Here is a 23,933-nt window from a genome sequence, read left to right on the forward strand (position 1 = left end):
CTGCTCATAAAAGAGCGTTCGTTCATCTTTTGATTCACTTTATTCTACTATACTTCTCCTCACATGAACATCTCTAGTTCTGTTAGCTAAAGTGGTCAAACCGAACGCGATTTATACCGCTGCTGGCAGAACTCTTTGACTCATCTCTTTGATAAAGTTTCTTCTTCTCCACGTTGCATGATAAAATAGACGCAATATCTATCCATGGAGGTCATGCGTTATGGCAAAAGAAAGCTCATTTGACATTGTATCAAAGGTTGAACTGCCTGAGGTGCAAAACGCCGTTCAAGCAGCGCTGAAGGAAATTAAAAACCGTTATGATTTTAAAGGAAGTAAAAGTGATATTTCTCTTGAAAAAGAGGAGCTCGTGCTCATCTCTGATGATGATTTTAAGCTGGAGCAGCTAAAAGATGTACTTGTGTCAAAGCTGATCAAACGAAATGTTCCAACTAAAAACATCGACTACGGAAAAACCGAGCATGCCCTTGGCGGAACCGTACGCCAGCGCGCGAAACTGATCAGCGGAATTGATCAAGACAACGCCAAAAAGATCAATGCACTCATTAAGCAATCCGGCATCAAAGTGAAGTCACAGTTTCAAGATGACCAAGTGCGTGTAACAGGAAAAAATAAAGATGATTTACAAGAGGTTATTTCTCTTATGCGCAAGGCAGATTTACCGATTGACGTTCAATTTATAAATTTTCGATAAATTTCAAATTTTCCATTGATTATTTCCGATTTTTTCGATACAGTGGATGGAAGTTCAATTTATTGACATGTTCATATCGCTTTCTTATCAAGAGAGGCAGAGGGACTGGCCCTGTGAAGCCTCAGCAACCGGTGTAGTAGAAATATATTTTCTATGACCAAGGTGCTAAATCCAGCAAGCAACTGCTTGGAAGATAAGAAGAAGAATTACGATACAGCCAAAAAGTCTTCTTCTTATCAGAAGGCTTTTTTTGTTACATAAAAATAAGGAGGAAACCAATGGGCCTATTACAAGACTTACAAAACCGCGTACTGATTGCTGACGGTGCAATGGGAACACTTTTATACTCTTACGGCATTGACCGCTGCTTTGAAGAATTAAATTTATCGAAAGAAGATGAAGTAAGGCGCGTGCACGAAGCATATGTGCAGGCTGGTGCGGACATCATTCAAACAAATACGTACGGCGCAAATTATATTAAACTATCCCGCTACGGCTTAGAGGAGGAAACAAAGCGCATCAATACAAAGGCGGTACAAATCGCAAAAGCAGCCGCCGGCTCTGCTTATGTCCTTGGAACGATCGGCGGCATTCGAACGTTTAACAAAAATGCCTATACAATTGAAGAAATTAAACGAAGCTTTAGAGAGCAGCTGTACATTCTATTAAATGAGCAGCCCGATGGATTATTGCTAGAAACGTATTATGACATGGAAGAAGCGAAGGCCGTTCTCCAAATTGCACGAAAAGAAACGACTCTCCCGATTGTCATGAACGTCTCCATGCATGAACAAGGTGTGTTGCAGGATGGAACACCGCTCAAGGATGGTTTATCTGAATTGTCCTCTCTTGGCGCAGACGTCGTTGGCATCAACTGCCGGCTTGGCCCTTATCATATGATTCAGGCACTCGAAGGCGTTCCAATTTTAGAAAATTCTCATTTATCAGTCTATCCCAACAGCAGTCTCCCCTCTCTTGAAGAAGGCAGACTCGTCTATGATACAGATAACGATTATTTTCGAAAAAGTGCACTTGAATTTAGAAATCAAGGCGCACGTATTATCGGCGGTTGCTGCGGAACAACGCCTCAGCATATTCACGCAATGGCTGAAGCGGTCAAGGATTTAGCCCCGATCACTGAAAAAGAAGTGAAAGTATTAAAAGAAGAAGTCATTTCGATTCAAGATCAGCGGACTGAACCAGGTCTTGATGAGCTCGCTACGAAAAAACGGACGATTATTGTAGAGCTTGATCCGCCGAAGAAGCTGAACTTCGAAAAATTCCTCGTCGCGGCAAATGAGTTAAAGAATGCAGGCATTGATGCATTGACATTAGCCGATAATTCTCTTGCGACCCCGCGCATTAGCAATGTGGCTTGCGGGGCATTATTGAAACAGCAGCTTGATATGCGTTCACTCGTCCATATCACGTGCCGTGATCGTAATTTGATTGGGCTTCAGTCCCATTTGATGGGTCTCGACACCCTTGGTTTAACTGATATTTTAGCCATTACAGGCGACCCTTCTAAGATTGGAGATTTCCCGGGTGCAACGTCGGTTTATGATTTAACCTCCTTTGATTTGATTCGGCTGATTAAGCAGTTTAACGAAGGCCTTTCTTTCTCAGGGAAGCCGCTTGGCAAAAAGACCAATTTTTCAGTAGCTGGCGCGTTTAATCCGAATGTTCGCCACATTGATAAAGCGGTCAAACGTCTTGAGAAAAAAATCGAATACGGTGCTGATTATTTTATTTCACAGCCTGTTTATTCTGAGGAACAGCTTGTGAAAATTCATGAGGAGAGCCGTCATTTAGATAAGCCGATTTATATTGGCGTTATGCCGTTAACAAGCAGCCGAAATGCGGAGTTTATTCATCATGAAATTCCAGGCATCAAATTATCTGATTCCATTCGTGACATTATGGCCAAGGCTGGTGAGGATAAAGAAAAGCAGCGAGCAGAAGGCTTAGCGATTGCCCGCTCTTTATTAGATACAGCCTGCGAATTGTTTAACGGCATTTATTTAATTACCCCTTTCCTTCGATCAGACTTAACAGCAGAACTAACCACCTACATTCATCAGAAAGAAAAGGAGTCAAACACCCATGTCAACTATCACTGAACAGCTTAAGAAACGCATCCTCGTCCTTGATGGTGCAATGGGGACCATGATTCAAAATGCCAATCTCACAGCAGAAGACTTTGGCGGAGAAGAGTATGAGGGCTGTAACGAGTATTTGAATGTGACAGCCCCTCACATCATCCGCGCGATTCATAGAGAATACCTTGAGGCAAGCGCCGACCTCATTGAAACGAATACGTTCGGGGCTACAAAGCTCGTCCTTGACGAATACGGGCTTGGCCACCTTGCCTATGAACTCAATGTACGGGCTGCCCAGCTGGCAAAGGACGAAGCTGACCGTTTCTCCACGCCGGAGCAGCCTCGATTTGTTGTTGGCGCGATGGGTCCCACTACGAAAACATTATCTGTGACAGGCGGCACAACCTTCGATGAGCTCGTCAAAAACTATGAAGAGCAGGCCCGCGCCTTGATTGATGGCAAATGTGATGCCCTTCTTTTAGAAACAAGTCAAGACATGCTGAATGTAAAGGCTGGGTTCAAAGGCATTCAGGAAGCCTTCCAGCAGACAGGTGTTGAGTTGCCACTCATGGTATCAGGTACGATTGAACCGATGGGCACTACCCTCGCTGGTCAGGATATTGAAGCCTTTTATATCTCTCTTGAGCATATGAAACCAATGAGTGTCGGCCTGAACTGTGCGACGGGTCCTGAATTCATGACAGACCATATCCGCACGCTCTCCTCCATCGCCAAGTCAGCGGTTAGCTGCTATCCAAATGCTGGTCTACCAGATGAAGAAGGTCAATATCATGAATCCCCTGCTTCACTTGCTAAAAAAATTTCCGCCTTTGCCAAGGAAGGCTGGTTAAATATTGTTGGCGGCTGCTGCGGAACAACACCTGCACATATACAGGCATTGTCAGATGAAGTACGAACGATTCAGCCGCGTCACATTGCGCATGAATCGTCTCAGCATACCGTATCAGGAATTGAGCCCCTGATATATGAGGAGTCAATGCGCCCTCTTTTTGTAGGAGAACGAACCAACGTGATTGGTTCACGCAAATTCAAACGACTCATTGCGGAACAAAAGTTTGAAGAAGCATCAGAAATTGCTCGTGCACAGGTAAAAAACGGCGCTCACGTGATTGATGTGTGTCTCGCTGATCCAGATCGCGAGGAGGCGGCTGACATGGAAGGCTTTTTACAAGAGGCTATGAAAAAAGTCAAAGCCCCTTTTGTCATTGATTCAACGGATAAACACGTGATCGAAAAGGCGCTCACATATTCCCAAGGGAAAGCCATCATCAATTCCATTAACCTTGAGGATGGCGAAGAACGCTTCGAAGAAATTCTTCCACTTGTGAAGCTATACGGCGGTGCACTTGTTGTCGGCACGATCGATGAAACAGGGATGGCTGTAACAGCAGAACGAAAGCTGGAGATTGCGGTACGCTCTCATGATCTATTAACGAAGAAATATGGCATTCCCGCAAGTGACATCATTTTTGATCCACTTGTCTTTCCAGTAGGCACTGGAGACGAGCAGTATATTGGCGCTGCCGAAGAAACGATCAAAGGCATCAAAATGATCAAGGAAAACCTGCCTGAGTGCTTGACGATTTTAGGCATCAGCAACGTGTCTTTTGGACTCCCGCCTCTTGGGAGAGAAATCTTGAATGCCGTCTACTTGTATCACTGCGTCCAAGCAGGACTTGATTACGCCATCGTGAATACAGAAAAGCTTGAACGCTTCGCTTCTATTCCAAAGGAAGAAATCAAGCTGGCTGAAACACTGCTCTATGAAACAAATGATCAAACCCTTGCTGAATTTACCCAATTTTACCGAGGCAAAAAGAAAACGGAGAAAAAACCAAAGGTCTCCTTATCACTTGATGAAAGGCTAGCACTCTACGTCGTCGAAGGAACAAAAGAAGGACTTATCGATGATTTATCCCTGGCTCTAGAGCAATTTGAATCACCACTTCATATCATCAATGGTCCGTTAATGCAGGGAATGGCTGAGGTTGGACGTCTTTTCAATCAAAACGAACTGATTGTGGCGGAAGTGCTTCAATCAGCAGAGGTCATGAAGGCATCTGTATCGTATCTCGAGCAATATATGGAAAAGCAGCATGCAAACGGAAAAGGTAAGATTCTACTTGCCACTGTAAAAGGAGATGTCCATGATATTGGAAAAAACCTTGTCGACATCATTTTGAGTAATAACGGCTTTCAAGTGGTCGACCTTGGCATCAAGGTGACACCGCAAACATTGATCGAAGCTGTGCAAAAGGAAAAACCAGATATGATTGGGTTATCAGGATTGCTTGTGAAGTCAGCCCAGCAAATGGTACTCACCGCTCAGGATTTACAAAAGGCGAATATTTCCGTGCCCATTTTGGTCGGTGGCGCTGCACTTTCTCGGAAATTTACGAAAATGAAGATTTCGCCTCATTATGACGGACCGGTTCTTTACGCAAAAGATGCGATGGACGGCTTATCTTTAGCCAATGAGTTAAAAGCAAATCCTCTTCAGTTTCAAATTAAGCCCGACGAAGAGCCTGTGGCACCTTTCAAAAAGAAAGAAACAAAGCAGCCACAAGCTGTCATTGAATTACTAGAAAAACGTGCGGCACTCCCTGAGGCACCTATTTTCACGCCAGAAAATACGGCACGTCATTATGTAAGGGACATCGACCTGCATCATATTATGCCTTATGTAAATGAACAAATGCTCATTGGCCACCACCTTGGATTAAAAGGAAAGGTGAAAAAGCTGTTGGCCGAACAGCATCCAAAAGCATTGGAATTAAAGCAGCTTGTCACAGATCTTCTAAACGAAGGCAGAGAGAAAAACTGGTTTGCGCCTGCATTTGTCTATCAATTTTATCCTGCCAGTTCAAACGGAAATGATCTGCATATTTATGATCCCAAAGCGCCTGACCGTATCATTGAAACATTCCAATTTCCAAGACAGGAGAAGCTTCCGTACCGCTCCATTTCTGATTATGTGCGGGGAAGCGGTGAAAAGGAGAAAGATTATATTGCCTTATTTGCCGTCACAGCCGGAGCGCGTATACGTGAAGTCGCGCAGCACTTTAAGCAAGAAGGAGATTATTTAAAAATGCATGCAGTTCAAGCTCTTGCGCTTGAGCTTGCAGAAGGATTAGCCGAAAGAACCCACCAAGTGATTCGTGACAAATGGGGCTTCCCTGACCCAGTCGATTTCACAATGGAAAAACGATTCCAAGCGAAATATCAAGGGCAGCGCTATTCCTTTGGTTATCCCGCCTGTCCAAATCTTGAAGACCAAGAAAAGCTGTTCAAGCTGCTTCAGCCAGAAAAAATCGGCATCCAGCTAACAGAAGGATTTATGATGGAACCTGAAGCATCTGTTTCAGCGATCGTCGTTTCTCATCCTGAAGCTCGATATTTTAATGTTCATTAATGCAGAACCTCCGAAACTGGAGGTTCTTTTTTGCTGGGAAAATTAGATAAACTTCAATTTTTACACTATACCTTCTTATGGTACGATACACATAGATGAATTCAGCTAAGAAGGAGTTGCGCGTCATGACAAACGTTGTTCAACGAGCATTAACACTCGATGACATACCAGATCTTATCGCATTGTCTCAAGAGGTAGACTGGCCTGATTACAATGCGGAAGAGCTCACATCTCTTTTAACAAATGGATATTTCACAGGTTTTTCAACAGCGGATGGACAAGTCATCTCATGTGCAGGACTTTTCCAATATGATCGAATGGCGTCAATTGGTGCTGTCATTGTATCTGAGACACATCGCGGCTTAGGTCTTGCAAGGAAAATGATTGACACCCTGCTAGATCAATGTGATCAAAGCATTCCTGTCGTTTTAACCGCTACTGTCCAAGGGCGGCCAGTTTACGAAAAAATCGGGTTTCACACGGCTGGTTACATTACGACTTACAAAGCGCAAAACCGAAACCCAGAAGCGCTTCGTGTGTCAGATGACATCCACCTGTCTCCTGCCGATGAATCGCACCTTCCGTGTATTGAAGCACTAGATGAAAAAGGCGCAGGCACAAATCGATCAAGCTTTATAAAAAACCGGATGAACCGAGCAGCACGGCGTATCATTGCACAAAATGAACATCACGACACAACTGGCTTTGCGTTTGGCGTTGAAACACCTGCCAATTTAATGATTGGTCCGCTTGCTGCAAATGATGAACTTACAGCTCTCTCGCTGATCCGTTCGCTCATTTCGTCTTATTCGGGTCCAATTCGTTTAGATATGCAGGAGGAAACAGCTGAGCGCCTCCATGAATCACTTGTTGAAGCAGGTTTTACGAAAACAAACAAAGCGCATTTTATGATGATTCGCGGAAAAGAAAAGCTGAACGATCCCGCTCTTCTTTATTTCCTTGCCTCTCAAGCATTTTCGTAATATATAAAAAGCTGTAGACACTTGATGTCTACAGCTTTTCTATTATTTCTCGCCGATGGACGAAAGAACATGCGCGAGTGCATTTGTGACCTTTCCATGCTCTGATGCATGCGGGCGGTCATCTCCGTCTCCATACCCATAATCAATCATTCGATTACGATTTAAGCACAGCTTTGTCAGCTTCGGCTGGAATAGATCAAATAGTTCAAAACGGTCCTTCAGCTGTGGGAATTGCTTTTGATACTGCTGAATTTCTTCGGCAAGCAAGCTCCAAAGTGTCACTTCATCTAATAGCTGATGGTTCTCTAACACGTTTGATACGTAACGCAGGTTGCAAATAAACAATCCTGTAAAGATAAACTGCACTAAGCCTTCCGGCGGTTCACTCCGCAGCACTTCTTTTAAATCGTCTCCTAGAGAAGCCAATTCAGGCAGCGGCTGATCACTAATATTCACATCATCGACGAAATCTTTGATCGCCAAACGGTGAGGCTGATGATCTTTTAACACAAGAATCGTATTTTGTCCGTGCGGTGAAAAGACGGTGCCGTATTGATACATAAAGTGCAATAGCGGCGGCATCACCACATGGAAAAATTTCGCCATCCACTCTTTTGCTGAGAGACCTGATTTTTCAATCAGCTGTTTCACATATGGCTCACCTTCATGATCCTCATAAGTGAGTGCCGCAAGTGTAACAGGGTTCTCTCCTTCATCTAAGTACGAGTAAATGCTTTCTCTAAAAATCACACCGAGCATTTCAAGATATTGATACGGGGCACCAGGCAGTTTGCTATAGTAAGGATGATCGACATTAATACTTGCATTCTCACCAGGTAATATCACGCGGCAGACATCAGATAAAAATGAATCTTGATCCGCGATCCCTTTAATATGCGCTGTAATGCGAGGGGCAATGACTGTCCGTTCTGACGGAAGTCCTCGGTACACGAGTGTATTTAAAATGCTCATTGGCAGTTTAATATGATGCTTGCCTTTATTTGAGATGTTCGTAAAGGTTCTGATCGACTGCTGCGGGATATATTGATCCAGTCCCTCTCCTACATACACAATCCGGCGCAACGCCAAATCTTCTGGGAAATGCTGAATAATCATATGTGTCCACTGCCATTTATGAACAGGCATCAAATAATAATCAGCTGCAATCAATCCTTCATCCTTTAGCACGCGGTGAAATTGACGGATCGTGACTTCATCTAACTCTTTGGCAATTACCTGCTCATAGTTTTCATGATCGACTGCATGGAATGTCGCAAGGTCCCGGTGAACAGCAATCCAAGACAGCTGCACACTTTCTTGCCTTTCAGGTGCATAGGCTAGGTAGTCATCATAACTGAACCCAATGCGTCCTTTGTTATACACAATCCAAGGATGGCCTGTCATTTCTCCTTCAATCCATGCATAATCAGTATCTGTCAGTTCATCCGCACGAAGTGCTTTTTTCGACAGCAAATGTACATCTGCTAACAGGGTGTGATGAAGCTCTTTTATAAGGTGTCCTGTTGTGTCAGAAGACATTGGAATGAGCGGCTGAATGTCTAGTAAAAACACAATGGCACTGACATCCTTTGACCATTTTCCGTCTTGACAGCACTCGATTGATTCAGCAATTGTATCAAAACTATCAAACAAACGAGGTTTTGCAAGATAGCGATATTTCTTATGTTCGTGAATGATTAATTCATACTGAGCAATGCTATCCTTTTGATCTAGCTGCACGGGATGAAGCATATCCTCATACATGTATTCAGACAGCATTTTTGCCACCATTCGCTGGTTTGCCTTTTTCCAAGCAGCCGGATTCACCGCTTTTTTCAATTCATCTTGTACACTCATCGCTTCATCCTCCTTAACCTTTGATTTCTTCAAATGTGTTGACGTTCTTATGTGTACCAAATGTCTGGAAGACGTGTTTTTGATAAAGTGGATACACGGTTTGACGAGCAAGTTCATTGATAATCACACTGTTTCGGTAAGCGCCAAGTCCTAAATCTGGAGCGCCAACGCCATGTGTATGAAGCTCTGCATTTTGGACAAAAATATCATTTTCACCCATTGTATTCGTTTTTAAGCGATATTCACGTTCGACTTGGAACCGTCCTTGATCGTCCCATTGAATGTGATGAGAAATTGGATTGATAAACGGGGGCAGTACCGATTGATAGCCCGTCGCCAGTACGACAATATCTGTCTCGTGGGTAAAGGTGTCCTCTTTGACCCATTGCGTGCATGAAAGGGACAAGCCGCGAGCTGTTTCCTCAATCAAGTTGACCTCCGTCATTGCTTGAAGCACTGTGTTCAACTGCTCTCCGCAGGCAGAACGTTCATAAAGCAAATGATAAATATCATGGATCATTGCAGAGCTGATGCCCTTATACAGCAAATCTTGCTGCTTTAACAACGCATCCTTTTTTGTTTGCGGAAGCTCATAAAAGAAATCAATATAATCTGGAGAGAAATATTCAAGGCCAAGGTTTGAATATTCCATTGGGAAAAATCCTTTAGAGCGTGTGAACCAGTGAATATCCTTTGCCTCATCATCTGATAAAATATCATAGAACACTTCTGCCGCACTTTGACCAGAGCCGATCACTGTCACAGATTTCCCTTTGAAACAGCCTTCTTTCTTTCGTTTTAAATAGTCAGCAGAATGAAAAACTTTCTCTCCTAAAGCTGGCTGGATCGATGCTGGTATCGCCGGCTGTGTACCAATTCCTAAGACAAGATGCTTACTTTCAAACACCTCTACCGTTTGGTCTTTCACATGACGCACATGCACTTCATATCGCTTTTCTCCTGCTTTCTCGATCAATGAGACAGATTCGACGTCCATGCCAAATCGGCAAGAGTCTAACTGGTCTGCGACCCAGCGGCAATAATGACTATATTCCTTGCGCGGGATATGAAAATCCTCTAGAAAGTAAAATGAATACAAACGGTTTTGTTCCTGTAAATAGTTGAGAAAGCTATATTTACTTTTCACATCTGCCATACTGACAAGGTCCGCTAAAAAGGGAACTTGCAGTGTCGTCCCCTCAATGAGCATCCCTGGGTGCCAATGAAAGGCTTCACTTCTTTCAAAAAACAAAGCGTCAATTTCATTTACCTCTTCAGATAATGCGGCAAGTCCTAAGTTAAACGGACCAATGCCGATCCCTATTACATCCACTACATTATTTTGCTTGTTGAACCGCGTCATGGTTATACTTCCTTTCGAATCTTTCTCGATCACAAAACATTAAAAGACCTGTTTTATCGGGTAAATTGACTGGTTTTACACGTTCAAATCCGCATTTTTCAAATACATGGATCATTTTTTCATTGCGAATATCCGGCTCAGCGACGACTTTTTCTGTTCGTTTATTCTGCTCAAATTGAAATGCTGTCATGGCCTGAAGCAGAGGGGCTGCAAAACCTTTTCCCACATAATCCGGTTCCCCTATTAATAGATGGATTCCTTGGTCATGCGGAGAAGGCTGATAGTAAGATTCAATGACATCACCTTTGACGTTGTACGCCTCAAAATAACTCATGGGTGTCCCATCAATTGTACCTAAATAAAGGGTTTGATGCGGATCATGAATCGCCTGATAAAAATGCTTTTCAAAAGCAGGAAACGGAATATTCAAATGCCAAAATGGGTGAACATACTCCTCTTGCATCCACTTGTGGACAAGCCGGACATCTCTTTCATATTCAGCGCGAATAAACTTAATACGATCCCTCATCCAATCAGCGCCTCCTTATGTAAAAAGAGCGGATTCAAGACAGCTGTGTAACGAGACTGTGTTTCCAGAGATCCTGTCAGTTCATCCATATCTTCAAACCGTGTCAGCAAATTCGCTTTTGAAGGCAGTTCTTTTGAGCGCAGAAGGCTGTTTGTCAGCTCAGATGCACCGTATGTTTCCTCATGAGCGAGCAATGTGTCTCTCACAAGGGCGAGCAAGTCTTCTTCTTTCGCCAGACCTTCTGTACCAAAACCGTTAATGAGACCAAATAAATGATTAAAGAAGAAATAATAACGCAGTCTCTCAACAGCTACCTCATCTGCACAAATCGTTTCACTTCTCACGCTCAGGTTTTGGACAAGATTTGCGAGTTTATCCTTTTTCGATTCACTATAGTAGTAGCCTTGGTTGTCACGATAATAGAAGGTGTGCGGGTAACCACCCTTCATTTGCACAACAGCGTTTTGCTGATGGGCTTCCAGTGCAAGACCATACGTTTCAAACAGCCAGAGCATCGGTTCTAACGAAATGGTTAAATATTGCTTAAACCAATCTTGGCTCACAGCCTCCAGTGATCGGCCTTCTGCGTCTGCAAGGTCATGAATGATCCCTGCTAATCGCGATTTTCCACCATACGCATGATCCTGACATAATCCAGCAATTAAGCTTGCCCCTTTTTCACGATGTAAAAATGGATTTTGGCGAATGACTACTTCAAAGCCAGATTCCGCCTCTTCTCCTTGAATAGATAAATAGGCAGGATCTTCAATGACCCGGAATCCAGAGAATTTGTCGTATAGAGAAACGCCTAATTCTGTTTTTAAAATGCGCGACATCTCTACTCCGCGATCCAGTTCCTTTTGTTTATTAACACGTAAGGAGTTTGTAATTTTCACAGGAACAGAGAATTTGAGCATGTAAGCAGAATCCTTTTGATAGACGGTTCTGAAGGATGAGGTCGCTGTGTATTCAGAACCGATCGGTCCTAAATAAGTGAGTTTCCCTTCCTCTATATAACGGTTCACGAACGCTTTCTCCATAACCACCTTCACTTGAAGCGGGTGAATCGGAATGAGCACATATTCTCCGTTTTCTACTAACGTATTCAGTCTCTCTTTTTCTGCTGGTACCTGGCGCAAGAGCTCCTCTAGCATGAGGCTTGCCGCAGACTGTGTAATTGACGAATCCTGAAGCACAATCGAATGATGCGCTTTAAAGTAATGAAGCTGGAAAGCCCCTTTCAGCTCAGGAGAATAGATCGCTTCCTCCTCCTCTGTCATTCCTTGTCTGCTTTTTGGGGTAGGATGCGTTAAATGACCAAGGAGAAGTGACTGCTCAGCCTCGATATACTCAAAATCGGCTTCAGAAAGAGCGGCTCGATCACTTTCTCGCTCCTTTAAGAACCGTTCAATATTTCGGCAGCTTAAAATGATGCGAAGCATGAATTCATCCTCTGCATCTGTACGGCCATATTCAATGAGAAGCTCCTTTGAACATAAAGCAACAAGTGTCGTGTAATCGACGATTGCGCCCTCTTGTTCACTGCCTTGCGGGCGAAAGCGAATCGGAAAATCAAAGAGATGGCGGCCAACAGATGAAACATATCGGATCGGAATCACAAGCTCTAGATCTTGCTTTGCTAGTTTTGCGATGAAGACAAGTGAGCCATCTGCTCTCGTCTCTTTTTTTGCAGATCGATCGATTCCTGTTTCGCGTAAAAAACAGTTTAAAAAGCTTTGCATGGTTGCATTTTCAGCCATTTGTTTATATTGACTCAACGTAGTACCCTCCCGGATTGAATATGAGCAATCCCGATATCAACGATGTCAGAAAGGATTTCCTCAATATGTGTGATTGTCGTTCTCGGATTTAACAAAGTGAATTTTAAGCATGTTCGGTCATTCACCACTGTTTTCGCAATGACAGCAGTTCCTGTTTTGAATAATGTCCGATGAATGATTTTATTGATGTCATCTGTTTGATCGTCATCCTTAAATCGGAACACAACTGCATTGATTTCTGGCTCAGGATTGATCACTTCAAGGTCATCATTTCTCTCAATAAGCGCGACCACATCCTTTGCAAAATGAATGGTATGGTCAATGATTTCTCCAAAGCCTTCTTCTCCAATTAAACGAAGAGAAAGAAGTAATTTCAGAGCATCAAACCGGCGCGTCGTTTGGACAGATTTATTGACGAGATGTAGAATACCATCGAGCTCGTCTTCCTTTGGATTAAGATAATCGGCATGATAATTGATCAAACCAAAATGTCTTTTATCCTTTAGCAAAAATGCCCCGCAGGATATCGGCTGATAAAATTGTTTGTGAAAGTCAATCGTGATTGAATCAGCAAGCTCAATACCGTCTAACTTCTTACGGTAGGTTTCGCTTAATACAAGTGCTCCGCCGTAGGCAGCATCTGCGTGAATCCAAAGACCGTATGGCTTGACGAGGTCATATACCTCTCGAACTGGGTCAATACTGCCAAAATCCGTTGTCCCGCAAGTGGCTACTACCGCAAAAGGCAGCAAGTTCTGCTCCTTCAACTCAGCCAGCTTCTTTTTCAAATCATTGAGGTCCATTCGATGATGCTCATCTGTCTCGACTAGTACGACTGCCTGCTCTCCTAAACCTAACTGGGAGGCAGATTTTTTCACAGTGAAGTGAGCATTATTCGAGCAAAGGATTCTCATGCGGTGAGATTCACTTGGTAAGCCTTTCTGCTGAACATTCCACTGCCATGTGTTTTCACAAAAGGCATCTCTCGCTAGAAGCAGCCCCATGTAGTTAGATTGGGTTCCACCGCTTGTAAATGTCCCATCTGCTAGGCCGCCATAAGAAAACTTCGCACATAGCCACTTGAGAATTTCTTCCTCAACCAAAGAAGCAATACCGCTTTGATCAAAGGAATCCATTGATTGGTTAAAGGAACTTACCATCACCTCTGCGGCAAGTGCAGGAATAAGCGGTGGACAATGCAGATGTGCCAAGCATTTAGGATGCGATACATCAATCAAATGCGGCAAAAGATGTTCTTTTATATCTTGAAAGACGGATTCAATGGATTCACCAGACGGTTGAAATCGGAATAGCGATTCGACACTATCCGCTAATTTCCCAGGCAATATTCCACTGTATGGTCCTGTGTCTTTTTGCCATTGATCCAGTAAGCTGTCGATAGATGTATGAAGAGCCGCTTGGAAGGACTCTCTTCCAAGCTGGCTTTGATTGATAAATAATGAATCCACTGAAGCCTTAGTTGATTGCATCGTACACGGCCTCTTTAAAAATAGCGATGACTTTTTCAAGCTGTTCTTCTGTCATAATGAGTGGTGGCAAGAATCGAATAACACTTCCGAAACGGCCTCCTGTCTCCACAATTAAGCCTTTGTCGAAGCAATTCTTTTGAATAAGACTGGCCAGCTCTGGATTCGCTGGATAGCTTCCGTCCACATCCTGTTTCTCATTTGAATTGACTACTTCAACGCCAATCATTAAGCCTCTCCCTCGAACATCACCGAGAGCAGGGACTTGTTTTTGGATGTCTTTTAGATGCGCCTGCATACGATCTCCTAACCGTTCTACATGATCAAGCAGGTTGGTTTCTTTGATAAATTTAAGCGTAGCAGTTCCAGCAGCCATCGCCATTTGATTCCCTCTAAATGTCCCGATGTGTGCACCTGGATTCCATTGATCTAAATCTTGATCATAAATCACAACTGAAAGCGGCAGGCTTCCACCAATGGCTTTTGACAGCACAATAACGTCAGGTACAATTCCTGCATGTTCAAAGGCAAACATCTTCCCTGTTCGGCCGATGCCTGATTGAACCTCATCAATAATGAGCGGAATCCCTTTTTCTTTTGTGATTCTTCTCATTTCTTTCATCCATTCAATCGATGCTGGAATGGAGCCCCCCTCGCCCTGCACTGCTTCAAAGATCATACCTGCTGGCGGAAGAATACCACTTTCAGGATCATTTAATACGCGCTCAATATACGAACTTGAAATGCGGTGCGAATTCTTCCCACCAATTCCAAATGGGCAGCGATATTCATATGGGTAAGGCATAAAATGAACATCAGGTATTAACCCTTGCACTCTTTCCTTTGGAGATAAATTCCCGCTTAATGACATCGTGGCATGTGTCGCACCGTGATACGCACCATGGAAAGATAGAATGCTTCGATTCCCTGTCGCTGTTTTGACTAATTTAATTGCTGCTTCTATGGCGTCACCACCAGTTGGTCCACAAAATTGAATTTTGGCTCTTTTTGCAAACTCTTCTGGCAAGTGAGAAAAAATTTCATTCACAAATTCTTCTTTAATTTCTGAGGTTATGTCCAGCGTATGCAACGGTCTTTTTTCATGAAGCATACGTTCAATTGCATCTATAACAACTGGATGATTGTGACCAAGTGCAAGTGTTCCTGCGCCTGCCAGGCAGTCATAAAACTCTCTGCCATCCGCATCTGTCACGATCATACCCTCGGCTTTTTGCATGGCTAATGGGAACCGTCTCGGATAAGACCTTGCATTCGATTCTCTTTGACTTTGCTGCTCTAAAAATTGCTGATTTTTAGAAACGGTTTTGATGGACATAATAAAACACTCCTCCAATTGATAAAGATTATCATTTTCATTTACTAGCCTAGAGGATGTGAGATATGAAAGTCAATTGTATTCAAAAAGATGATTCTAAAAGCATATGAATGCTATATTCTCTATTTAACGAGTAATTTCGTGTCATTTTGACAAACCTCTACTGCTATAGGGAGAATAAACGCGTGAGACGAAATAATGTAGAAAAAATTACAAATCATTCTTCCTGGTTCTTTTGTTCTATTCATGACAAAGCACTTATTTTATATGGGAAAGTGGATGAAAGTGATGTAAAAAAGGAAAAAAAGAAACGTCATTCTATATTGATATAAATGGTTATAATGGTATAATTTCTCTGAAACAAAAGGGAATGGAGAGGGATCTGATGATTTTAACAAAGCATGATCTCCACCACTACTTAGCTCAGGACAAGAAAGCATTAGCCATTAAGCGCAAACGACCTAAGTGGTTTGGGGATGATATATGGAAATATCAAAGGATTTTACGAAAATATGAATACTATTCTAATAGCGGTGCTGAACTTCGCAAATGGTTCTATCGCTATTTACATAAAAAGAAAGGCATGCAGCTTGGCTTTGATATTCCGATTGGTGTCTTCGGTCCCGGTCTTAGAATCAATCATACGGGTCTCTTAATTGTGAACAAACATGCAAAAATCGGGGCATTTTGTGATATTCATCAAGGGGTGAATATTGGTCAGAATCATCATGAAAAAGATGTACCAACCATTGGGGATCATGTATGGATTGGCCCAGGTGCTAAGCTGTTTGGGGATATCTATATTGCAGATCATATTTCCATCGGAGCAAATGCTGTGGTAAACCGTTCCTTTCACGAGGAGAAAATTGTTATTGCAGGTGTGCCAGCGCAAAAGGTAAAAGAAAAAAGCCCTTCATCATGAAGGACCCACCTGATAAAAAAGAATGATACCGATCAAAACAGAGATGAGCAGCATGAGGTAAAACAAAATCGTTAAAATAAGAATGGTCCAGCCAAGTCCCTTCCTCTCTGTCTTGATCAAATAAATACCGAGAACGATCGTACTAAATAAGACACCTAAAATGGCCCACAGCCATTTGTCTTTATCATGCTTTGGCGCATCAAACCATAAATAAATGGCAACAGCAAGTGAAACGAATAACCCTGTAAGTCTCACGTTCAAACTCCTCCTTATGTACACGCGTGCTTTCTATTATGCGTTTGAGTATCCGATCATCAGCAATAAGAAGTAAAAGACATAGACTAGAATGAAAATAGAATAGATGATAATGGACACGATCAGAACCGTCCAGCCCAATCCTTTTCTTCCTGTTTTGATCAGGTATATTCCAAATGTAAAGAGCCCGAATAAAAGGCCTAAAATCGCCCACAGCCATTTATTCTTCCCATGTTTAGGCGCATCTACAAATAGGTAAACGGCCACTATAATCGACACAAACCATCCGGTAATCCAGCGCAACTCATTCGTCACCCTTCTTTTTTAGTTTATTCAATCATACGCTACTTTTGTACTAAAAAGAAAAGGAATTATTCAGTTGAATGTTACAGAAGGCTTTGCCATTCCTCTCTCAGCATCCCGTAACGCATCGAATCATAATACTCTCCTTGGTAGTAACGGACCTTTCGCAGTCTTCCCTCAAGGATAAACCCGCATTTCTCTGCGCACCGCATCATCCGTTCATTTCCCGACCATGTAGTAAGACCAATTCGAGGAATATCAATGTGTGTAAATAACTTATCAGTCCATAGACTTAATGCCTTTGTCCCAACGCCACCGCTCCAAAAGCGCGAATCATAAATGAGAATGCCGCATTCAAGCCACCGTGTACGTTCATTCTCCCAATAATATGACACGGTGCCTTTGATTTCGCCGTCTATTTCAATACCATATAGCTTTGGCGGAATGGATGTATCCTGTAAGTATCGTTTTTTAAAAGCAGCAAGCGGGATTTCGTGTTCATGAAAATATGGGGCGTTCCACTCTCGATAGGACTGGTCTGGTGCTTTGAATCTTAAATGCCATACCAACTCTAAATCAGCTTCGTTTAATGGTCGTATGTTCACAAGCTTTTGTTTTTCCCTTTTCATCTGTTCACGTTCCTTTACTTTGTCGTTCTTTTTGCAAGATGACGGTACTCGATAGGCGTCATGCCTTCGTTTTGCCGAAACAGCTTAGAAAAATAAGTAGGATCATCAATGCCTACGTGATCAGCAATCGCTGCGATTTTATCATTCGTTGAGGCAAGCATGCTTTTGGCTTTTTCGACCTTGAGACGATTGATATATTGGTTTGGCGTGAGTCCATACACCGTCTGCATACACCTTGTCATGTAATCAGGGTGATAGTGCAGCTTCTCTGCAAGCTCCTCCATTTGCAGTTTCTTCATAAAGTGACGCTCAAGATAATGAACCACTTCTGAGGCGACATTCTCCTTTGCACTTGGAATATGAAATGCTTCTTTTTGTAAATGAATGAGCAGTTCTTCAAACTGAAGCTGTTTTTTCAGCGGCAGTTCAGACGCGTCATCGTTTAGGGCCCGCATCTGTGCAAGGTGCTTTTCTAATACATTTCTTCCTTTCACTTTTCCTTTACGGGGCAGGCTAAATTCATATGTTGCCGGCTTTTCAAAGGTGGCTTGATTTTGTTTCATATCAAACCAGTGTTCTCTCGGCCGATTCGTCAGCTCATATGGATCAATTGAGAAATGCAGCCACTCATAGTGCGTATCTTCTTCGCATGGCAGGTGTCCGCCATGCGACAAGCCAGGTGAGAGAATGATATATTCTCCTTCTTTTACGTGATGAGCCTTTCTGTCCTCTGTGATCCATAGCTGCCCTCTTGTGACATAAAGAAGATCAAACACGGTGAAGGTTCTAGAGATATGTCTTTCTCCTTGATGAAATACGCCTTTGCCTGAAGCGATATAAACCGGGAACGGCGGTACAGTAAATGTAATAAATCGATTCATATTCATCCCCTTATGAAGTCGGATTTCTCCAATAAGTTTCGGTTTCATCTCTTCTTATTATAGTCGATGCAAGGTACACTATAAATCGGATTTATACGAAAGGAGGTTGATTGATGAAACCTCAATCACTGCCAATTCAAAAGATTCAAGCTAGGGGGAAGAAAAACCACCCTTCATTATTTGCATTAACTTGGCCTATTTTTATTGAAATCTCTTTATATATGCTGATGGGAAGCGCGGATACCCTCATGCTCAGCCAATATTCCGATAATAGTGTTGCAGCAGTTGGTGTAAGCAATCAGCTCCTGAATTTATTGATTGTCATGTTCAGCTTCATTACAACTGGAACGACGATTGTGATTGCGCAGCTTTTAGGAGCGAGCCGCAAGCAGGAAGCGACTCAAGTCGCCTATGTCTCACTAGGAACCAATTTCTTGATTAGCTTTGTCATTAGCCTTCTCATGTTTGGATTAGCTGTTCCCATCTTACACCTGATGGGCCTATCAAGTGAGCTCATGCCGGATGCGACTATATTTTTACAAATTGTCGGGCTGCTTTCTTTTATTCAAGCGCTCATTATGACGTATAGTGCTATTTTAAAAAGCTACGGATATACAAGAGATACGATGTATGTCACTATCGGAATGAACTTGTTAAACGTTGCTGGTAACTATTTGGTGATTTTTGGTCCGTTTGGTTTCCCTGTATTAGGTGTCATGGGGGTCGCTTTTTCGACCTCACTCGCTCGATTGATCGGATTAATGGCCATGATCCTCATTGTACGCCGCCGAATTGGATTACGCTTTTCACTAAAGAAGATGTTTCACATCCAGCGGACATATTTAAAAAAATTGCTGAAAATCGGCATTCCTTCTGCTGGAGAGCAGCTTTCTTATAACGGCTCTCAAATGATCATTACACTGTTTATTACATTTATGGGGACGCAGGCATTAGCTGCAAAGGTTTATACTCAAAATGTCATGATGTTCATTATGCTATTTGGTGCAGCCATTAGCCAAGGGACACAAATTTTAATTGGGCGCCATATTGGGGCGAAGGAATTCGATGCTGCCTATCACAGATGCATGAAAAGCTTATACTGGGCCATTGGCATCTCCCTTCTTTCTTCCACTGCTTTATCTTTATCATCGACGCATTTGCTTGCTTTCTTTACTAGCAACAGCGAGATCATTCAAACCGCCGCCACCCTCCTCCTTTTGACCATTATTTTAGAACCGGGCCGTTCTTTTAATATGGTCATTATTAATTCCTTGCGGGCTGCTGGCGACGCGAAGTTTCCAGTGTATATGGCGATGATTTCAATGTGGGGCATCGGGCTTCCGATCGCTTACTTGTTAGGCATTCAGCTTGAAATGGGCCTCATTGGGATTTGGATTTCTTTTATCGTGGATGAATGGGTAAGAGGCATCTTTATGTATAGGCGGTGGCGTTCAAGAGTTTGGACAGAGCATCGCTTTTCTTCCACATAAAAAGGACTGCGGGTGCAGTCCTTTTTTACGTAATATCTTCTAAAATAAGTTCTTTTTCTTGGTTCGAAATAAATGATCGCTGTGTAAACACGCGGTATTCATTTTCTCTTGTTTTATCTAAAATGGCTTTATAAAAGTGAGCAGCTGCTTTCACTGGTATACGTGAATAGAGCGGGAATTCATGAAGATGGTCAAAAAACTCCTCGTAGTATGCCTCTGCCTCAAAGGCAATGTACTCCCATACGTGCTGAAATGCTTGATTGATAATGCCTTCTTGCAATTCTTGCTCTGTATATCCGAATTGATCCATGACTTGCTTTGGCAAATAAATGCGGTCTCTTTCAGCCTTATCCTCGCCAATGTCACGAAGAATATTGGTCAGCTGCATGGCAATCCCTAATGAAATCGCTGCTTCTTTTAGCTGTTCTTTTTTACGCGGTGCAATAATAGGAAGCAGCATAAGTCCAACGGTACTAGCAACATGGTAGGAATAAATGAGCAGTTCATCTAACGTTTCATATCGGTGCTGCTCTAAATCCATCTCCTGACCTTGGAGCAAGTCACGGAACGGGGCTTCATCCATACGAAACTCTTGAAATGTATGTGCTAGCGCCACCCACATCGGATCATTCCGATCTACCTCACCTTGTAAAAATCGATCAAACGTCTCTCGAAAGGAGGCAAGCTCCTCTTTTGGCGAGGGGGACTCATCTACAATATCATCTGCTCTCCGGCAAAAGGAATACACGGCCCAGACGGCCTGTCTTTTCTTTTTAGGCAGCATGGAAAAGGCACGGTAAAACGTTTTAGAATGGGTTTGAATCGTCTCCTCACACAATTTCAATGCTGTTTGTACATCAACCACTTAGCTTCACTTCCTTTCTGTCATTCAAATCTTTCAACAGCACAGACGCCATCAGCTTCGCACTTTGCATCACGATCGGCACTCCGCCCCCAGGATGGATGGAAGCACCTACTGCATAAAGATTATCGGTCTCAGCTGCCTTCACTTGCGGGCGGAACACACCTGATTGAAATAAGTTAGGCGCAAGTCCAAAGCTGCCACCTTCAAACAATCCTTCTCGCAAGGAATCATTTGGTGTTCTGATTTTTTTCCAGACAATCGACTCTCGCAATCTTGGAAAGCCTCTTTTCTCAAGACGATCGACCATTTTCTCTACAAAATCTGTCTCCTCTTCCCAGTTGATATGATCTCCTGAGGGAACGGGAATCAGCATATATAAAACACTACAGCCTTCCGGGGCAAGAGATGGATCAATGATCGATGGATTAAATGTATAAAACGACGGATCTTGAGGGATCGTCTTCGTTTGAAAAACCTCTTTCATATGCTGATCAAAGTGTTCGCCCATAAAGAATTGATGTACAGGCGCATCATGGTACATTTTGTTTAACCCGAGATACACCATTACACAGCCAGAGGACGGCACGTATTTTCGCCGATCTTGTTCGTCTAAACCAAGCTGTTTTAACGCAGCTGGATAATCTCCGTTGATGACAAAGGCATCAGCTGCTATATGGGCGTCACTGACTTTTGCTTTAACCACGCGCTTCCCATCAAACTCTAGCTCCGTGACTTCGACATTTTTTCTCACATGCACACCCATTTTCATGAGCTGCCCTTCCAATATATCTACTAAACTCGCATAACCGCCTTTTAAATAGTAGATTCCATGTGCGTGCTCACTATATGAAACAAGCGAATATATAGCAGATGCTTCATATGGATTTCCTCCGACATAGAGGGTTTGAAGTGCATATGCATCTCGCAGGCGTTCGTCTGAGAAATACTTTTTCAGGGCACTTTGAACCGTGCGATACGCCTTTAATTTCATTAAAATTTTCATGTTTGCTTTTGTAAAAAATGTACGCTTTTCATGAAATGATTTCTCTAGAAAAGCTTGTTGTCCTTCTTGAAACCGGTCTGTCATTTCTTCCATAAACCTTAGGAATCCTTGATCTTCCTTTGGAAATACACGTCTGATTTCCTCTAGCTGACGAAGTGCATCAGAGTACTTCGTGTAGGAGGTTCCATCTTGAAATTGAATCGTATACAGCGGATCAAGCTGCAAAAGATCAAGAGATGCTTCGTCAATTCCTACCTCATGTAAAATACCTTTTAACATATCTGGAAGTAGGACAATGGTCGGACCTTCATCTACTTTATATCCTTTCTCACGTACAAAAGCAAGCCTTCCGCCAAGTCGCTCATTTTTTTCGACAAGCGTGACATCATGTCCCGCTTTTTTTAAATAAAGTGCTGAGATCATCCCGCCAATACCGCCACCTGCAATCAATATATGTTTTGTCATGAGGCGCTCCCCTTTTCTTGTTGCGGCAATGTTTTGTGCGTATGTTTCTCTTTTGAAAGAATCGCATTTGTCGTGATGCGTGCTGATTCTAAAATGGTCGGCAGTCCGCTTCCTGGGTGCGTTCCTCCTCCTACGAGCCAGCAATGATCCAATTCATCAAATTCGTTGTGCGGCCTTAGGACCATCATCTGCGTCAGCTGGTGGCCAAGGTTAAATGTGGCTCCTTCGTATACGTAAAGGTCTTCCTCCCATTGCTTCGGTGTAATCATCCGCTCGACTTCTATATGCTGCCTTACATTCTTAAAACCGGTTTTTCGCTCCAGTGTATTCAGTACAAGTTCTCTAAATTCATCTTGATGCGCTTCCCAGTCAATGCCGCTTTGATTGTTGGCAACGGGTGCCAATACATAAAGAGCTGACTTTCCTTTTGGCGCAAGTGAGTCATCTGTGACACTAGCATTTTGAATATAAATAGATGGATCATCTGGCAGCTCATATGTTTTCGTAATGCCTTTGACAAATTGCGCATAATCATCAGAAAAAACGATGGTATGATGCGGCTCATCATATATGGTATCTAATCCTAAATAAAGCATAAAGGTGGAGCATGAAAATTTTTTCTTTTTTAATTTTTTCTCGCTATATTTCTTTAAAAGTCCTGGCTCTACAAGCTTTGTCATCACATGTGCAAAGTCTCCATTTACGACAACCTCATCTGCCTGTATTTCTTCCCCAGATTCTAAGCGAATGCCTTTTACCTTCCTGCCTTCTGTCAGCAGTTTTTCGACGCCGGCTGACAGATGAATCGTTGCTCCAGCTTCAACCGCCGCTTTTGCCATCGCTTCTGACAGCTGATTGACCCCGCCCTTCGGATGGAACACACCTGTGTCATGCTCCATAAACGAAAGAATGGAAAACGCACCAGGGCACTCCCACGGTGACATGCCTAAATACTTTGATTGAAATGTAAACGCATATTTCACTGATTCATTTGAGAAATAATCTGACAGCACATCATATAAACTCTTATTCAATGAAAGCTGCGGAAGTGCTTTGAGCACCTTTGGACGCAAATAATGATGAAAACGATCCATTTTACTTTGTAAAATAGGTGTAAGCCGATCCATTTTGCGCTTCGTATCGTTCATAAATCGTATATACCCTTCGCCCTCTCCAGGTGCAAAGGCTTCTAACCGTCTATACATTTCATCACGATCTCGTATCATATCTAGCTGATCGTCTTGGAAAATCAATCTATACATTTCTTTTAATTCGATCACATCAATATAGTCATAAAGATTTTTACCAGCAAAGGTAAACAGCTCCTCTGCAATATGAATCATGCTGAGAAAGGTAGGACCCGTATCAAACGTGAAATCACCCAGTTGAAACTTAGCGTTTCGTCCGCCGATAAAGGGCTGCTTTTCGTATACATGAACGTCATGTCCTTTGCTTTGAAGCATCATAGCTGCCGCAAGTCCCCCTGGTCCTGCTCCGATCACAATGATTTTCATTATCCTTTTTCCTCCAAATTAATTCA

19 protein-coding genes and 1 riboswitch are annotated in these 23,933 nt (G+C 42.8%); of the genes, 6 read left to right on the forward strand and 13 right to left on the reverse strand.

The annotated features are described in order from the left end of the window. The first annotated feature begins 220 nt into the window (after positions 1–220). The 4 genes from MHH40_RS05030 (at position 221) to MHH40_RS05045 (ending at position 7,227) form a co-directional block, all read left to right on the forward strand. Positions 221–712, forward strand: a complete 492-nt coding sequence (locus tag MHH40_RS05030; protein ID WP_003211707.1) for a YajQ family cyclic di-GMP-binding protein — start codon at positions 221–223, stop codon at positions 710–712. A gap of 81 nt (positions 713–793) precedes the next feature. Then, positions 794–912: riboswitch (SAM riboswitch) on the forward strand. 78 nt (positions 913–990) lie between these two features. Next, a complete protein-coding gene (locus MHH40_RS05035) occupies positions 991–2,832 on the forward strand; it encodes a bifunctional homocysteine S-methyltransferase/methylenetetrahydrofolate reductase (RefSeq protein ID WP_137054802.1) in 1,842 nt (613 codons plus the stop codon). After that, positions 2,816–6,244 (forward strand): methionine synthase, encoded by a 3,429-nt coding sequence (metH, locus tag MHH40_RS05040; RefSeq protein WP_340900715.1) that lies wholly within the window; start codon positions 2,816–2,818, stop codon positions 6,242–6,244. The genes MHH40_RS05035 and metH overlap by 17 nt, the downstream gene beginning before the upstream one ends. A 125-nt stretch (positions 6,245–6,369) precedes the next feature. Beyond that, complete coding sequence (locus tag MHH40_RS05045; RefSeq protein WP_340900716.1) at positions 6,370–7,227, forward strand: GNAT family N-acetyltransferase; 858 nt, start codon at positions 6,370–6,372, stop codon at positions 7,225–7,227. A gap of 42 nt (positions 7,228–7,269) precedes the next feature. On the opposite strand, the gene MHH40_RS05050 is transcribed toward MHH40_RS05045, so the two are convergent. The 6 genes from MHH40_RS05050 to MHH40_RS05075 are packed head-to-tail and all read right to left on the reverse strand — an operon-like array spanning position 7,270 to position 15,580. Beyond that, on the reverse strand, positions 7,270–9,084 hold the full coding sequence (locus tag MHH40_RS05050) for an IucA/IucC family protein (RefSeq protein ID WP_340900718.1): 1,815 nt from the start codon (positions 9,082–9,084) through the stop codon (positions 7,270–7,272). 13 nt (positions 9,085–9,097) lie between these two features. Further along, positions 9,098–10,447 (reverse strand): lysine N(6)-hydroxylase/L-ornithine N(5)-oxygenase family protein, encoded by a 1,350-nt coding sequence (locus MHH40_RS05055; protein ID WP_340900720.1) that lies wholly within the window; start codon positions 10,445–10,447, stop codon positions 9,098–9,100. After that, the gene (locus MHH40_RS05060) at positions 10,422–10,976 is read right to left on the reverse strand and encodes a GNAT family N-acetyltransferase (RefSeq protein ID WP_050945332.1); all 555 of its coding nucleotides are present in this window, start codon (positions 10,974–10,976) and stop codon (positions 10,422–10,424) included. The genes MHH40_RS05055 and MHH40_RS05060 overlap by 26 nt, the downstream gene beginning before the upstream one ends. Further along, on the reverse strand, positions 10,973–12,754 hold the full coding sequence (locus MHH40_RS05065; protein WP_321999167.1) for an IucA/IucC family protein: 1,782 nt from the start codon (positions 12,752–12,754) through the stop codon (positions 10,973–10,975). The genes MHH40_RS05060 and MHH40_RS05065 overlap by 4 nt, the downstream gene beginning before the upstream one ends. Further along, positions 12,751–14,247, reverse strand: coding sequence for a pyridoxal phosphate-dependent decarboxylase family protein (locus MHH40_RS05070; protein WP_327840147.1), 1,497 nt, complete (start codon positions 14,245–14,247; stop codon positions 12,751–12,753). The genes MHH40_RS05065 and MHH40_RS05070 overlap by 4 nt, the downstream gene beginning before the upstream one ends. Continuing rightward, complete coding sequence (locus tag MHH40_RS05075; RefSeq protein WP_050945337.1) at positions 14,234–15,580, reverse strand: aspartate aminotransferase family protein; 1,347 nt, start codon at positions 15,578–15,580, stop codon at positions 14,234–14,236. The genes MHH40_RS05070 and MHH40_RS05075 overlap by 14 nt, the downstream gene beginning before the upstream one ends. Positions 15,581–15,965: 385 nt before the next feature. On the opposite strand from MHH40_RS05075, the gene MHH40_RS05080 reads away from it, so the two are divergent. Beyond that, entirely contained in the window at positions 15,966–16,502 is a 537-nt protein-coding gene (locus tag MHH40_RS05080) for a serine O-acetyltransferase (RefSeq protein ID WP_034620007.1), read from the forward strand. On the opposite strand, the gene MHH40_RS05085 is transcribed toward MHH40_RS05080, so the two are convergent. The 4 genes from MHH40_RS05085 to MHH40_RS05100 all read right to left on the reverse strand — a co-directional run bounded on the left by MHH40_RS05085 (position 16,497) and on the right by MHH40_RS05100 (position 18,570). After that, positions 16,497–16,757, reverse strand: coding sequence for a hypothetical protein (locus MHH40_RS05085; RefSeq protein WP_080984794.1), 261 nt, complete (start codon positions 16,755–16,757; stop codon positions 16,497–16,499). The genes MHH40_RS05080 and MHH40_RS05085 overlap by 6 nt on opposite strands. Positions 16,758–16,793: 36 nt before the next feature. Beyond that, positions 16,794–17,060: a hypothetical protein gene (locus MHH40_RS05090; protein WP_003212235.1), complete on the reverse strand. Its 267-nt coding sequence runs from the start codon at positions 17,058–17,060 to the stop codon at positions 16,794–16,796. 83 nt (positions 17,061–17,143) lie between these two features. Further along, entirely contained in the window at positions 17,144–17,689 is a 546-nt protein-coding gene (locus tag MHH40_RS05095; RefSeq protein WP_137054809.1) for a GNAT family N-acetyltransferase, read from the reverse strand. A 14-nt stretch (positions 17,690–17,703) separates the two neighbouring features. Then, positions 17,704–18,570, reverse strand: coding sequence for an AraC family transcriptional regulator (locus tag MHH40_RS05100; protein ID WP_003210875.1), 867 nt, complete (start codon positions 18,568–18,570; stop codon positions 17,704–17,706). A 113-nt stretch (positions 18,571–18,683) separates the two neighbouring features. Between MHH40_RS05100 and MHH40_RS05105 the strand changes: the two genes are divergently transcribed. Continuing rightward, positions 18,684–20,060 carry an MATE family efflux transporter gene (locus MHH40_RS05105; RefSeq protein WP_050945341.1) on the forward strand — a complete coding sequence of 459 codons (1,377 nt, stop codon included), beginning with the start codon at positions 18,684–18,686 and terminating at the stop codon, positions 20,058–20,060. A gap of 25 nt (positions 20,061–20,085) precedes the next feature. Here the strand turns inward: MHH40_RS05105 and MHH40_RS05110 are convergent, their stop codons facing one another. From MHH40_RS05110 to MHH40_RS05120, 3 genes are read right to left on the reverse strand one after another with little or no spacing between them, the layout of a single operon-like run. Beyond that, positions 20,086–20,925: a phytoene/squalene synthase family protein gene (locus MHH40_RS05110; protein ID WP_050945342.1), complete on the reverse strand. Its 840-nt coding sequence runs from the start codon at positions 20,923–20,925 to the stop codon at positions 20,086–20,088. Further along, positions 20,918–22,393, reverse strand: coding sequence for a phytoene desaturase family protein (locus MHH40_RS05115; RefSeq protein ID WP_050945344.1), 1,476 nt, complete (start codon positions 22,391–22,393; stop codon positions 20,918–20,920). Before MHH40_RS05115 ends, MHH40_RS05110 begins: the two co-directional genes overlap by 8 nt. Further along, positions 22,390–23,907: a phytoene desaturase family protein gene (locus tag MHH40_RS05120; protein ID WP_050945346.1), complete on the reverse strand. Its 1,518-nt coding sequence runs from the start codon at positions 23,905–23,907 to the stop codon at positions 22,390–22,392. The genes MHH40_RS05115 and MHH40_RS05120 overlap by 4 nt, the downstream gene beginning before the upstream one ends. Between the last annotated feature and the right edge of the window lie 26 nt (positions 23,908–23,933).

Source organism: Bacillus sp. FSL K6-2431 (genome assembly GCF_038005165.1).
Taxonomy (GTDB): domain Bacteria; phylum Bacillota; class Bacilli; order Bacillales; family Bacillaceae; genus Bacillus; species Bacillus pumilus.

What these genes read in the sequence shown, in the direction of transcription:
- MHH40_RS05030 (WP_003211707.1), top strand. Translation starts at nt 221, where the DNA reads ATGGCAAAAGAAAGCTCATTTGACATTGTATCAAAGGTTGAACTGCCT.
- MHH40_RS05035 (WP_137054802.1), top strand. Translation starts at nt 991, where the DNA reads ATGGGCCTATTACAAGACTTACAAAACCGCGTACTGATTGCTGACGGT.
- metH (WP_340900715.1), top strand. Translation starts at nt 2,816, where the DNA reads ATGTCAACTATCACTGAACAGCTTAAGAAACGCATCCTCGTCCTTGAT.
- MHH40_RS05045 (WP_340900716.1), top strand. Translation starts at nt 6,370, where the DNA reads ATGACAAACGTTGTTCAACGAGCATTAACACTCGATGACATACCAGAT.
- MHH40_RS05050 (WP_340900718.1), bottom strand. Translation starts at nt 9,084, where the DNA reads ATGAGTGTACAAGATGAATTGAAAAAAGCGGTGAATCCGGCTGCTTGG.
- MHH40_RS05055 (WP_340900720.1), bottom strand. Translation starts at nt 10,447, where the DNA reads ATGACGCGGTTCAACAAGCAAAATAATGTAGTGGATGTAATAGGGATC.
- MHH40_RS05060 (WP_050945332.1), bottom strand. Translation starts at nt 10,976, where the DNA reads ATGAGGGATCGTATTAAGTTTATTCGCGCTGAATATGAAAGAGATGTC.
- MHH40_RS05070 (WP_327840147.1), bottom strand. Translation starts at nt 14,247, where the DNA reads ATGCAATCAACTAAGGCTTCAGTGGATTCATTATTTATCAATCAAAGC.
- MHH40_RS05075 (WP_050945337.1), bottom strand. Translation starts at nt 15,580, where the DNA reads ATGTCCATCAAAACCGTTTCTAAAAATCAGCAATTTTTAGAGCAGCAA.
- MHH40_RS05080 (WP_034620007.1), top strand. Translation starts at nt 15,966, where the DNA reads ATGATTTTAACAAAGCATGATCTCCACCACTACTTAGCTCAGGACAAG.
- MHH40_RS05095 (WP_137054809.1), bottom strand. Translation starts at nt 17,689, where the DNA reads ATGAAAAGGGAAAAACAAAAGCTTGTGAACATACGACCATTAAACGAA.
- MHH40_RS05100 (WP_003210875.1), bottom strand. Translation starts at nt 18,570, where the DNA reads ATGAATCGATTTATTACATTTACTGTACCGCCGTTCCCGGTTTATATC.
- MHH40_RS05105 (WP_050945341.1), top strand. Translation starts at nt 18,684, where the DNA reads ATGAAACCTCAATCACTGCCAATTCAAAAGATTCAAGCTAGGGGGAAG.
- MHH40_RS05115 (WP_050945344.1), bottom strand. Translation starts at nt 22,393, where the DNA reads ATGACAAAACATATATTGATTGCAGGTGGCGGTATTGGCGGGATGATC.
- MHH40_RS05120 (WP_050945346.1), bottom strand. Translation starts at nt 23,907, where the DNA reads ATGAAAATCATTGTGATCGGAGCAGGACCAGGGGGACTTGCGGCAGCT.